This window comes from Saccharothrix sp. CCNWYY140 (genome assembly GCF_037401995.1).
Lineage (GTDB): Bacteria > Actinomycetota > Actinomycetes > Mycobacteriales > Pseudonocardiaceae > Actinosynnema.
The window spans coordinates 23,625-36,537 of sequence record NZ_JBBEGC010000071.1; the positions used below are offsets into that span (position 1 = coordinate 23,625).

The 12,913-nt window shown below is 72.1% G+C and carries 8 protein-coding genes; 5 read left to right on the forward strand and 3 right to left on the reverse strand.

The features are described from left to right. Positions 1-105 precede the first annotated feature (105 nt). From aceE to WBN91_RS26370, 3 genes are all read left to right on the forward strand, one after another. A complete protein-coding gene (gene aceE, locus WBN91_RS26360; protein WP_337727715.1) occupies positions 106-2,856 on the forward strand; it encodes a pyruvate dehydrogenase (acetyl-transferring), homodimeric type in 2,751 nt (916 codons plus the stop codon). 267 nt (positions 2,857-3,123) lie between these two features. After that, positions 3,124-5,109 (forward strand): substrate-binding domain-containing protein, encoded by a 1,986-nt coding sequence (locus tag WBN91_RS26365; protein ID WP_337727714.1) that lies wholly within the window; start codon positions 3,124-3,126, stop codon positions 5,107-5,109. Beyond that, positions 5,106-6,344, forward strand: a complete 1,239-nt coding sequence (locus WBN91_RS26370; RefSeq protein WP_337727713.1) for an ABC transporter substrate-binding protein — start codon at positions 5,106-5,108, stop codon at positions 6,342-6,344. Before WBN91_RS26365 ends, WBN91_RS26370 begins: the two co-directional genes overlap by 4 nt. 1 nt (position 6,345) lies before the next feature. Here WBN91_RS26370 and pnuC read toward each other — a convergent pair whose 3' ends face one another. After that, complete coding sequence (gene pnuC / locus WBN91_RS26375) at positions 6,346-6,975, reverse strand: nicotinamide riboside transporter PnuC (protein ID WP_337727712.1); 630 nt, start codon at positions 6,973-6,975, stop codon at positions 6,346-6,348. 129 nt (positions 6,976-7,104) lie between these two features. Between pnuC and WBN91_RS26380 the strand changes: the two genes are divergently transcribed. After that, on the forward strand, positions 7,105-8,355 hold the full coding sequence (locus tag WBN91_RS26380; protein WP_337727711.1) for a phytase: 1,251 nt from the start codon (positions 7,105-7,107) through the stop codon (positions 8,353-8,355). 607 nt (positions 8,356-8,962) lie between these two features. Here WBN91_RS26380 and WBN91_RS26385 read toward each other — a convergent pair. Beyond that, a complete protein-coding gene (locus tag WBN91_RS26385; RefSeq protein ID WP_337727710.1) occupies positions 8,963-9,769 on the reverse strand; it encodes a mechanosensitive ion channel family protein in 807 nt (268 codons plus the stop codon). Positions 9,770-9,975: 206 nt separating this feature from the next. After that, positions 9,976-11,496 (reverse strand): alpha/beta hydrolase, encoded by a 1,521-nt coding sequence (locus tag WBN91_RS26390; protein WP_337727709.1) that lies wholly within the window; start codon positions 11,494-11,496, stop codon positions 9,976-9,978. A gap of 123 nt (positions 11,497-11,619) precedes the next feature. Between WBN91_RS26390 and WBN91_RS26395 the strand changes: the two genes are divergently transcribed. Beyond that, positions 11,620-12,807, forward strand: coding sequence for a PucR family transcriptional regulator (locus tag WBN91_RS26395; RefSeq protein WP_337727708.1), 1,188 nt, complete (start codon positions 11,620-11,622; stop codon positions 12,805-12,807). Positions 12,808-12,913 lie beyond the last annotated feature (106 nt).

Genomic DNA, 12,913 nt, shown 5'->3' on the forward strand with positions numbered 1-12,913 from the left:
CGCGCGCGCGAGGGACACGATCCAGAACTACTCACCGGTAGCGGTGACGGGACGGTGTCTCGAAGGCAACGATGGGAACCAGAGACCCCGGATTGAGGAGATCCCTTGAGCCCGCAGAACACTCCCGAACGGGTGCGTGTCATCCGTGACGGCCTGGCCGCCCACCTGCCGGACATCGACCCGGAGGAGACCGCGGAGTGGCTGGAGTCGTTCGACGCCGTGCTCAAGGGCGGCGGTCAGCAGCGAGCCCGCTACCTGATGCTGCGCCTGCTGGAGCGCGCGCGGGAGAGCCACGTCGGCGTACCCGCTCTGACCAGCACGGACTACGTCAACACCATCCCCACCGAGCGGGAGCCGTGGTTCCCCGGTGACGAGGAGGTGGAGCGCCGCTACCGCGCGTGGATCCGGTGGAACGCGGCGATCACCGTGCACCGGGCGCAGCGGCCGGGCGTGGGTGTCGGCGGCCACATCTCGACCTACGCCTCCAGCGCGAGCCTCTACGAGGTGGGCTTCAACCACTTCTTCCGGGGCAAAGACCACCCGTCCGGTGGCGATCACGTGTTCATCCAGGGCCACGCGTCACCCGGTGTGTACGCGCGGGCGTTCCTGGAGGGCCGCCTGACCGCGGAGCAGCTCGACGGCTTCCGCCAGGAGCACTCGCACGCCGGCCCCGGCGGCGGTCTGCCGTCCTACCCGCACCCGCGGTTGATGCCGGACTTCTGGGAGTTCCCCACCGTCTCGATGGGCCTGGGCCCGATGAACGCGATCTACCAGGCGCGGTTCAACCGCTACCTGCACGACCGCGGTATCAAGGACACCTCCGACCAGCACGTCTGGGCGTTCCTGGGCGACGGCGAGATGGACGAGCCGGAGTCGCGCGGCCTGCTCCAGGTCGCGGCCAACGAGCAGCTGGACAACCTGACCTTCGTGGTCAACTGCAACCTCCAGCGCCTGGACGGCCCGGTCCGCGGCAACGGCAAGATCATCCAGGAGCTGGAGGCGTTCTTCCGGGGCGCCGGCTGGAACGTCATCAAGGTCATCTGGGGCCGTGAGTGGGACTCCCTGCTGCACGCCGACCGCGACGGCGCGCTGGTGAACCTGATGAACACCACGCCCGACGGCGACTACCAGACCTACAAGGCCAACGACGGCGCGTACGTCAAGGAGCACTTCTTCGGCCGTGACCCGCGCACCAAGGAACTGGTCGCGCCCATGTCCGACGACGAGGTGTGGAACCTCAAGCGCGGCGGCCACGACTACCGCAAGGTCTACGCGGCGTACAAGGCGGCCGTGGAGCACCACGGTCAGCCGACGGTCATCCTCGCCAAGACCATCAAGGGCTACGGCCTGGGCCCGCACTTCGCGGCGCGCAACGCCACGCACCAGATGAAGAAGATGACCCTGGAGGACCTCAAGCTCTTCCGGGACAGCCTGCGCATCCCGATCTCCGACGCCGACCTCGACCCGTACCTGCCGCCGTACTACCACCCCGGCCAGGACGCCCCGGAGATCCAGTACCTGCTGGAGCGGCGCAAGCAGCTCGGCGGTTTCGTGCCGGAGCGCCGGGCGAAGTCCAAGGCGCTGGTGCTGCCCGGCGACAAGGTCTACGACGTGGTGCGCAAGGGCTCGGGCAAGCAGGAGGTCGCCACCACGATGGCGTTCGTCCGGCTGGTCCGCGACCTGGCCAAGGACCCGGAGATCGGCGGCCGGATCGTGCCGATCATCCCGGACGAGGCGCGCACGTTCGGCATGGACTCGATGTTCCCGGCGCAGAAGATCTACAACCCCAACGGGCAGCTGTACACGTCCGTGGACGCGCAGCTCATGTTGGCGTACAAGGAATCCGAGCAGGGGCAGATCCTGCACGAGGGCATCAACGAGGCCGGTTCGACGGCGTCGTTCACCGCCGCCGGCACGTCGTACGCGACGCACGGCGAGCCGATGATCCCGATCTACATCTTCTACTCGATGTTCGGGTTCCAGCGGACCGGTGACGGCCTGTGGGCGGCGGCCGACCAGATGGCGCGCGGCTTCGTGCTGGGCGCGACGGCGGGCCGCACCACGCTGACCGGCGAGGGCCTCCAGCACGCCGACGGGCACTCGCTGCTGCTCGCGCACACCAACCCGGCGGTGATCGCCTACGACCCGGCGTGGTCGTTCGAGGTGGCGCACATCGTCAAGGACGGCCTGCGGCGGATGTACGGCGAGAACGCCGAGAACGTCTTCTACTACATGACCGTCTACAACGAGCCGTACCAGCAGCCGGCCGAGCCGGCGGACCTGGACGTGGAGGGCCTGCTCAAGGGCCTCTACCGGTACCAGCAGGGCGGTGCGGCGTCCGGTCCGCGCGCGCAGATCCTCGCCTCGGGCGTCGCGATGCCGTGGGCGGTCAAGGCGCAGCAGATGCTGGCCGACGAGTGGGGCGTGCAGGCGGACCTCTGGTCGGCGACGTCGTACTCCGAACTGCGCCGCGAGGCCGTCGAGGTCGACCGGCACAACCTGCTGCACCCCGACCAGGAGCCGCGCGTGCCGTACGTGACGCAGGTGCTGGCCGACGCGGCCGGCCCGGTCGTGGCGGTGTCGGACTGGATGTCGGCGGTGCCGGACCTGATCCGCCCGTACGTGCCGACCGACATGGTCACCCTCGGCACGGACGGCTTCGGCTTCTCCGACACCCGCCCGGCCGCGCGGCGCCACTTCCTGGTGGACGCCGAGTCGGTCGTGGTGGCCACGCTCCAGGCGCTGGCCAAGCGCGGCGAGGTCGACCAGGCGAAGGTCGTCGAGGCGGCGCGCCGGTACAAGATCGACGACGTGTCGGCGGCCGGCCCGTCCACCTCGGACGCCGGCCTGGCCTGACGCACCACCCGGCCGGTTCGGCCTGGCGCACGACCCCAGCGGACGCCGGGGACTCCACTCGATCAGGTGGAGTCCCCGGCGTTCGCCGTTCCCGGCCCTGAGAGCTCCGCTGAGCCGTTCAACGTCCCGGTGCAGGGTCTCCGGACCCCTGAGGTGGTCATGGAGCCTTTGAGACGCGCTGAACGTCGTCGCCCTTCCGCGTCACGGCGGTGATGCCCCTGTGATCCACACCATAGAATCGGGGTGAGCCCGGCGACGAGGGGGGCAATGGGGACGCCTCGACCCGCCGTCCACCGCACGATCCTGGCCGTGGACGTGTCCGGTTTCGGCGCGCGCGGGCGCACCGAGCAGGAGGCGGTGCGGCGCGGCCTGTACGAGGCGCTGGTCCGGGCCTTCGCCGAGTGCGGCATCCCGTGGACCGACGACTGGGACGGCACCTACCACGAGGACCGGGGCGACGGGCTGTTCGTGCTGGTGCCGCACGACGTGCCCAACGGCCGGCTGGTCGGCTCCCTGCCGCACGTGCTCGCCGGCCAACTGCGCAAGCACAACAAGGCGGCGGCCGACGACGCCGTGATCCGGTTGCGCGCGGCGATCACCTCCGGCGAGGTCTCCAACGACGGCAACGGCGTGATGGGCGACGGCCTGGTGCTGGCGTTCCGGCTGCTGGAGTCGGCCGCGCTGCGCGAGGAGCTGCGGCGGCGGCCCGGCGAGCTGGCGCTGATCGTGTCCGACCGCTTCTTCCGGGACGTGGTGCGCGACGACCCGGTGTGCGACCCGGACTCCTACCGCGAGGTCGCGGTGGACGTGAAGGAGGTCCACGGCAAGGCCTGGATCTCCCGCCCCGACCACCCGAAGCCCGAACCGCGCCGGCCGCTGCCCCGCCCGCGCTGGTCGGTGGTGGCCCTGGTGCCGCTGCTGGCCGTGCTGCTGGCGTGCGACGCGCTGGCCGCGCGGGCGCCGGTGACCGCGCCGTGCCCGGAACCGGTGCAGGTCAACGTCCTGTCCTCGGCGGAGAAGGCGGACGTGGTGCGCCGGCTGGCGGCGGACTTCACGAACCTCTACCGCGACGAGACCGGCTGCAAGCGGGCGCGGGTGCACGTGACCTCCCGGCCCTCGGCGGCGTCGGTGGCGGCGATCGGCCGGGGCTGGCCGGACCTCGACCTGGCGGCCAACGGCCCCGAGCCGCACGTGTGGCTGCCGGACGTGCGGTGGGAGCTTGCCGAAGCGGAGCGGCTGCTGCGCGACGGCGGCGGCGACATCGACCTGGACGACCGCGGCACGGTCGCGCACTCGCCGCTGGTGCTGGGCGTCGCGCCGAACCGGGCGACCGCCGACGGGTCGTTCCGCTGGCGGGACCTGGCCGCGTTCCGGCTCGCCGCCGTGGACCCGGCGGCGTCGGGCGCGAACCTGGCGGCGGCGGTGGCCGTCGTGCGCGCGGAACTCGGTGCGACGGCGCTGGACGACCCGACCTCGGCCCGCCGCTTGCGGGAGGCGGCGCTGCGCACGTCGTCCGGACCGGTGTGCCCGGACGCGACCAGTGCCGTGCTGGCGTCCGAGAAGGCGGTCGGGCGCGACGAGCTGCGGTGCCTGACCCCGCTGTACCCGGCGGAGGGCACGATCGACCTGGACCACCCGTTCGTGGAGGTGCGGCGTGGGAACCGGCCGCCCAACGAGCGTCGCGAGGAGGCCGTGACGGCGTTCCTGGCGCACCTGCTCGCGGACGGCGGGCAGGGCTCGTTCCGGCAGGCGGGTTTCCGGGACGCGAACTGGAACCCGGGCCTGCACGACCACGTGCGGCCGGGGAAGCCGCCGCTGCTGGAGCCCGCGGTCGACCCGGTGGCGGCGCGTGCGGCGTGGCGGGCGGCGAGCGACGGGACGGGCGTGGTGCTGGCCGTGGACGGTTCCGCGCCGGCGCGGGCGTTGGCGGATCGGATCGCCGTGCTGGCACCCGACGCGCCTCGGCTGGAGTTCACGCCCGAGACGGCGGCGGGGGTCGTGGCGGAGGCGGTGCGGCGGCACGGCTTGGAGCGCCCGATCGTCGTCATCACGTCGGCGCTGACGCCCGCGCGGGCGGGGCCGGTGGTGGACGGCTCGATCGAGGTCCACGGCGTCGGGCTGGTGGCGGGGGCGTGCAGTGCCGTGAACCAGTTGGGGGCGTTCGACGCGGCTTATCCGGGCGATTGTTCGGACGCGGTCGAGGTGGAGCAGGCGTTGGACTGGGTCGCCGACCGGTTGTGGGGTGCGCGGTGATCAGGTGGTGGCTGGTGGTGTGCTTGGTCGCGGCCGGGTGCGGCGCGCCGGCGGTGGACCCGGCGTTCGAGGGGCGCGGGCCGATCACGTTCGTGGACAGCCACGACCTGTCGTCGGCGGGACCGATCCGGCAGCGGGTGGAGGCGTGGAACGCGCGCAGCAGCTCGGTCGAGCAGGTGACGTACGTGCCGATGCCCACCCCGACCGACGACTACCGCGCCCAGCTCGTGGCCCGCGCCGGCGACCTCGCGGGCCAGAGGGGCGCGGACACGCGGTCGCAGTGCTACGACGTCGTCACCCTGGACGTGGTGTGGACGGCGGCGTTCGCCCAGGCCAACTACTTGGCCCGACTGCCCGAATCCGAGATGGGAGCGGACCGCTTCCTCCCTGCCGCCGTGGAGTCGGCCCGGGACGGCGGGCGGCTGTGGGCGGTCCCGTGGCGCGCGGACGCGGGCGTGCTGTTCTACCGGGCCGACCTGCTGGCGGCGGAAGGCGCGAGCCGGCCGACGTCGTGGGACCAGCTGGAACGGCAGGCCGCGACCATCGCGCCGAAGTACGGGATCGCCGGGTACGTGGGGCAGCTGGGCCAGTACGAGGGCTTGACCGTGAACGCCTTGGAGGCCGTGTGGGGCCACGGCGGCGACGCCGCCGACCTGAACGGACCGGGTGCACGAGCGGGTGTGGGCCGGTTGGCGGCCGGGGTGGAACAGGGCTGGATACCGCGGGAGGCGCTGCGGTACGACGAGGCTGCGAGCTTGAAGGAGTTCCTGGAGGGGCGGGCGCTGTTCCTGCGGACCTGGCCTTACGCGCGGGCGGAGTTGGAGGCTTCGCCGTTGAACGGCCGGTTCGGCATGGCGGCGCTGCCGGGGCCGGCGGCGTTGGGCGGGTGGAACGTGGCGGTGTCCCGCTGCTCGGCCCACCAGGCGACGGCGCGGGACTTCATCCGGTTCCTGACCGGGGAGGAGAGCCAGGCGGCCCTGTTGACCCAGGCGGGTTATCCGCCGACCTTGGTGAGTTTGTACGGGGAGCCGTCGTTGCGGGCGCGGTTGCCGCATCTGGTGGTGTTGGAGACCGCTGTGCGCAATGCCCGGAACCGGCCGCGCACGGCGCACTACGACGACCTAACGCGTGTAGTGCAACGCGCTGTGCACAACGTGCTGCTGAACCCTGGGTCGTTGGACGCCGAGCTGAGGCAGTTGGCGGACGCCGCCGCGCGCGCTTCTTCGGGCCGTTGAGCTACTGGGCCGGGATGGCGGCGGTGGCGGCTCGTTTGGCTTCGCGGTTCCAGTCGATCCAACCCCAGATCACCAGGGCCGCGAAGACCGTGTAGACCAGCGCGCTGAAGTACAGGCCCGACTGGATCTGGAGGGGCACGCCGATCGCGTCCACCACGAGCCACACCAGCCAGAATTCCACCAGGCCGAAACCCTGGAGGGTGAACGCCAGCACGGTGCCCACGAAGATCGCCGCGTCCGGCCACGGGGCCCAAGAGGCGTGCAGGGCGTCCAGCACCAAGGCGAAAGCGGTGGTGCCGACCACGAACGCGGCGAGGACGGCCAGGCGCTCCTTCACCGTGCCCTTGCGGACCACGACACCGAAGACCGGGTCGCGGCGCTTGGTCCAGGCCCACCAGCCGTACAGGGTGATCAGGGCGATCACGACCTGCCGCGCGGCGGTGCCGCCGAGGTGGGCGGAGAGGTAGACGACGAACAGCAGGGTGACCGAGACCAACTGCACGGGCCAGGTCCACAGGGAGCGCCGCTGCGCCAGGTACACCACCACGAGGGCGAAGACCTGGCCGATGAACTCGGCGTAGGACACCTTCTGGCCGAAGACGGTGAAGCCCTGATCCAGCAAGACGTGCATCGCGTCCTCCAAGCGTCTACTGCGCCGAACACCGCCTCGGGGCGATGTGTTCCCCGCGTGTGACTGCGGGCACAAGGCGTACACCCCGATTTCAGCGGGCGTACATCGGTGCCTCGTACGTTGCCGCGAATGCGAGCCCTTGTCCTGGCTTTGGTGCCTTTGTTGGTCGCCGCGCCCGTCGCGGCGGCGTCCTCCGGTGTGGTCGTGCCGGTCACGCAGACCCGTGCGTTCGTGGACGACGGGTCCGGTGTGCCCGCGAACGCGCACGCCGACGACCCCGCGATCTGGGTCCACCCCCGCTCCCCCGAGCGCAGCGTCGTGCTGGGCACGTTGAAGGAGGGCGGCCTCGCGGCGTTCGACCTCGAGGGCCGGACCCTGGGCACCTACGCCGCGCCGCAGCCGCCGAACCCGGACGCCAAGCCGGGCCGGTTCAACAACGTCGACGTGCTCAGCCGGGTCGCGGTCGGCGGGGTCCGCCGGGACCTGGCGTTCGTCAGCGACCGCGGTCGGGACCGGGTGCGGGTGTACGAGATCGACGCGCGGGGCTCGGCGGCCGGCGCCGGCGTGGTGCGGGACGTGACCGACCCGGCGGCGCGGCCGGTGTTCTCCGCGTCCGAGGAGGAGGTCGACGAGCAGCACACCGCGTACGGCCTGGCGGCGGGTCAGGTCGACCGGACGCCGGTGGTCGTGGTGAACCGGCGCAACGAGACCCGGGTGGCCCTGCTGCACGTGGTCCCGGCGGCCGGCGGCACGGTCGGCACCCGCGTGGTGTCCACGGTCGACCTGCCGGCGACGTTCCCGCTGCCCGACGGCACCACCTGGACGCCGTGCGGCGAGCCGGGCGAGGGTCCGCAGCTGGAGGGCATGGTCGTCGACTCGCCGAACCGCGTGCTCTACGCGGCCCAGGAGGACGTCGGCATCTGGCGCATCCCGCTGACCGCGACCGGTTTCGGGACGCCGAAGCTGATCGACCGGGTGCGTTCCTTCGGCGTGCCGCAGACCTACGACCCGGAGACCGAGGAGTGCTCGGTGTCCGGCGCGGACCCGGGCTTCGGCGGCACGCACCTGGAGGCGGACGCGGAGGGCTTGACGGTCGGCGGCGACCACCTGGTGGCGTCCAGCCAGGGCGACTCGCGGTTCGTGGTGTACGAGCGCACGGGCCGCAACCGCTACCTCGGCGAGTTCATCGTGGGCGCGGGCGACGGCAACGACTCGGTCGAACACTCGGACGGCGCACAACTGGTGACCGCCGACCTGGGCGACGAGTACGAGGAGGGCCTGCTGGTCGTGCACGACGGCGAGCGCACACCTGCGGTGGGCGACCTCGCGACGACCGGCTTCGCGTACGTGAGCTGGGAAGACGTCCTGGACACCCTGTAGCCGCCCCGGCTTTTGTCGGTCCCCGGTGGGACAATGGAACCGGGGGCCGCAGGCCGGCCCCAGCGACGTTCACAGGCCCTCGCGCCCGCGCTGGTGACATGCCGGAGCCCCGCCCATCCGGACGGGACTCCTCGACAGGGGCTCAGCGACAGGGGCCGGTTCTGCGACCGGACCCGGGTTCGCCAACCGGCGGCGGTTCGGGACCGGCGGGGCTTGCCGCCGGCGGCGGCTTGCGGCTGGCAGCGGTTCGGCGGCCGGCGGCGGTTCCGCGGCCGGACCCGGGTTCGCCAACCGGCGGCGGTCCGGGGCCAGCGGGGCTTGCCGCCAGCGACAGCGGTTCAGCGGCGGCTTGCGGCAGGCAGCGGTTCAGCGGCAGGCAGCGGTTCAGCGGCAGGCGGCGGCTTGCGGCTGGCGGCGGTTCGGCGGTCGACGGCGGGATTGCCGACCGATGGTTGCGCCGCCGCGCAGCCCTCGTGACGCGCGGGAGCCCCGCCCATCCCGGGCGGGGCTCCTCGACAGGGGCTCAGCGACAGGGGCTCCTCGACAGGGCTCAGCGAAGGGGCCTCAGCGACAGGGGCTCAGCGGCCGACGCCGGTCGGTGGTGGGCTCAGCGGCCGTCGGCCGGGGGCATCGGCATGCCGGCGGGAGGGGTCGGGGTGTCCATCTGCGGGGGCCGACCGCCCGTGGTCGCGCCGACGCGGGTCGGGGGCGTCGTCATCGTGTCCTGGGACCTGCGGGGCTCGGGTGCGCTCTTCGCCTCCTGCTGCATGCGGTCCAGCCAGCCCTCCCAGCGCTGCTGCATCGGCCGCACCAAGCCGCCGCCCACGCCGATCACGATGACGCCGGCGACCGTGGCCAGCACGGTGATGAGCACCGGCATGGTCACCGACACCGCGATGCCGAGCTGGTTCAGCGCCGCGATCACGCCCAGCGCCACGATGAACCCGTACGTGATGCCGCCGAGCATCCGCGTGTACGGCCGCGCGCCCAGCGCACCGGTCACCACGCCGCGCAGCGCCTTGCCGATCGCGGCGGCCACCAGCACCAGCACGATCGCGACCACGATCCGCGGCAGGTAGGCGATGACGTCGTTGAGCAGCGCGCTGACCGCGTTGCCGGTGCCGAACACGCCGAACGCCAGCTGGAGGGCGATCAGCAGCACGAAGTAGTAGACGATCTTGACGATCAGCCCGGAGGCGTCGATGGGCGAGTTCGCCATCGCGCCGCGCAGGCCGGACCGCTCCACCAGGCGCTCGAAGCCCACCCGGTTGAGCAGGAACCCGACGGCCTTGGCGAGCGCCTTGGCGACGAGCCAGCCGATGAACAGGACCAGCAGGAAGCCGAGGAGTTTCGGCACGAACGTGGCCACCATCGCCCACGCCTGTCCGAGTCCTTCGGTGATCTGGGAGCCCACGACGCCCCTCCTCGCAGAAGTTGTCAACGCTTGCGGAGATCGTTTCCCACCCCGCATCACCCGGCAACCTGAAGCAGTGGCACGAAAGGGTGACTGACGTGGCACTTCGGCCGGCGACAGTCCAGAGTGGAGTCACCGGTGGGGACCGGGGAGAGGGAAACGCCCGGCGCGCTTCACAGCGTGCCGGGCGTTTTCGCGTCGACGGGTCAGGGGCCGGTGAAGGCGGCGAGGCCGCGGCTGTCCAAGTAGGACCGCACGTGGGCCGCCGAGACCGCCGCGGTCGGCTCCGGGCGCGGGTCGCCGGGGCACGACGACGAGCTGTCCGGCAGCACGCCGTCCACGAGGTAGCGGTCGATCTCGCGGTCCACGCACTTGTTGCCGCCGCCGTAGATGCCGTGCTTGCCCTCGTCCCGCACGGTCAGCAGCTGGTGGCCCAGCCGCGTCGCCATCGCCGGACCGCCCTCGTAGCGGGTCTGCGTGTCGCCCTCGGCCTGGATCACCACGCCCACCGGGTAGCCGTTGCGCTTGAGCTCGACGGCGGGCTCGGGCGGGGTGAACGACCGGTACGTGCAGGTCGTCGGGGCCGCGCGGACCACGCCGAAGCCGTACGGGTAGCGCTCGCGGAACACCCGCATGTCCTCGAAGTACATCTCGGCGTCAGCCGGCCAGTCGACCTCGCAGATGACCGTGCTGAAGACCCCGGGCACCAGCTCGTCGCGCACCGAGTCGGCCAGGACCCGCGCGGACTCCGACGACGTGCCCGTCGCCAGCTGCTGCACCACGGCCGCCAGCTCCGCCCACAGTGGACGGTAGCGGGCGCCCACGCCCACGGCGGCGTCGAACGTCGTCCGGGTCTGACCCGCCACGGGCTTCACGGCCAGGGACGCGGCGAGGGTCTCCAGCCCCGCGAGCACTTCCTGGGACGTGGCACCGAGCTTGAGCACGGCGTGGTGCTCCGCCGCCCATGCCGCCCACAGGTCGACGTTGCGCCGGTACGCCACGGCCTGCGCCCGGAACTGCTCGCGCCAGATCCACTCCGGGTGCACCGACGAGTCGAGCACGCTGCGGTCCAGGCGCTGCGGGAACAGGCTCCCGTACACCGCGCCCAGGTAGGTGCCGTAGGAGTAGCCGAGGTAGTTCAGCTTCTCCTCCTTGAGCACCGCGCGCAGCACGTCCATGTCCCGGGCGGTGTTGGGCGTGTTGATGTAGGGCCGGATGCCACCGGCGGCCCGCCGGCACGCGTCCTCGGCCGCCTGCGCCTCCGCCGCCCACTTGGGGAACTCGGAGTCCGGCGGCCGGGTGTCCACGGTGGCGAAGTCGGGTGACGGTCGGCAGGCCAACGCTGTGGACCCGCCGACGCCACGCGGGTCGAACCCGATCAGGTCGTACACCTGAGCCGGTTTCGACTTGGCCAGGAAGACCGGCATACCGATGCCAGACCCGCCTGGACCTCCGGGGTTGAGCACCAGGACGCCGCGCCGCCGTGCCTGGTCGAGTGCTTTGAGTCGGCTGACGCGCACCGAGATGCGGTCGGCGTCCGGGCGGCTGTAGTCGAGCGGGACGACGAGGTCCGCGCACTCCAGGCTCGGGACGTTCTGGCTGCACTGCTTCCAGGCGAGCTGCTGCGACGTGAACGGCGCGAGCGGGTCGGCGGTGGCGAACGACGGGACGACGGCTGTCGCCAGCGTGGTGACAAGCGCCAAGCCGACGGACACGTACCTGCGCACGGGCAACCTCCACGGTCGCTGGGGGTGTTCCCCGAAGGTAGGACGGGTCGCGCCCCAGGTCAGGCTGTGTCACTCGTTGGTGGACCGCGCAGGCACGGACGGGTGGTGTGCGATCGTGGAGGCATGAGCAGCTCCGCCGAGGTCCTGCCGGCGTTGTCGAGGGAGACGCTGCGCACGCTCCAGCGCGCCTCGGGCGACCTGGCGGCCTCCAGCGTGGCCGCGATGGAGGAGCAGCTGCCCTGGTTCCGGCGGATGCCCGCCGAACAACGCGCGGGCGTGCTCCTGCTGATCCAGAACGGCGTCGCCGGCTTCGTCTCGTGGCTGCACGACCCGCAACAGGCCATCCGCCTGACCGCCGAGGCGTTCCGAGCCGCGCCGAAGGACATCTCCCGGTGGGTGAGTCTGCGCCAGACCGTCGAACTGGTCCGGATCGCCCTGGAACTGTTCGAACAGCAACTCCCCAAGCTGGCCCGCAACGAGGCCGAACGAGCCCTCCTCACCGAAGGCGTCCTCCGCTACGGCCGCGAAATCGCCTTCTCAGCAGCCACCTCCTACGCCGCCGCCGCCGAGGCAAGGGGCGCGTGGGACGCCCGCCTGGAGGCCTTGGTCGTGGACGGCATCGTGCGCGGCGACGCGGAGGAGTCCCTGCTGTCCCGAGCCACGGCCTTGGGCTGGGACCCGGCAGCCGAGGCAACCGTGCTGGTGGGCAACCCACCGTCCGACGACCCCCCGGCCGTGGTCTTCGAGGTCCGCAGCCGGGCGGCACGAATCTCCCGCCCGGTGCTGCTGAGCGTGCAGGGCTCACGACTGGTCGTAGTCCTGGGCGGCGAAACCGACAGCGGCGACGCCCTGATGCGCCTCTCCGACGCCTTCGGCCCCGGCCCAGTGGTAGCCGGCCCCACGGTAACCAGCCTGGCCGACGCCCACCGCAGCGCCGGCGACGCCCTGTCGGGCCTACGCGCGGTCGTCGGCTGGCCGTCTGCCCCTCGGCCCGTCCGTTCGCTGGACCTGCTCCCGGAGCGGGCCTTGGCGGGCGACCCGGAGGCGGAGTGGCAGCTGGTGGACCGCATCGCCCGGCCGTTGGAGGACGCGGGCGGGTCGCTGCTGGAGACGGTGGACGCGTTCCTGGAGGTCGGGGGCGTGCTGGAGGCGTGCGCACGGAAGCTTTTCGTGCACCCGAACACCGTCCGGTACCGGCTGAGGCGGGCAACGGAACTCACAGGCCGAAACGCAAACGACCCCCGCGACGCCCTAGTCCTCCGCGTCGCACTATCCGTCGGAAGGCTCGCCAGAGCACGCGGCCTCTGGTAACCCACACAACTCGCGCGAAGCGCGGGTTCTTCGGCGGAGCCGGCGAGTGGGCAGTCCGCCGAGGAGGACACAGCGCAACTTGGGCTTCTTGCTTGTGTCATCCCCG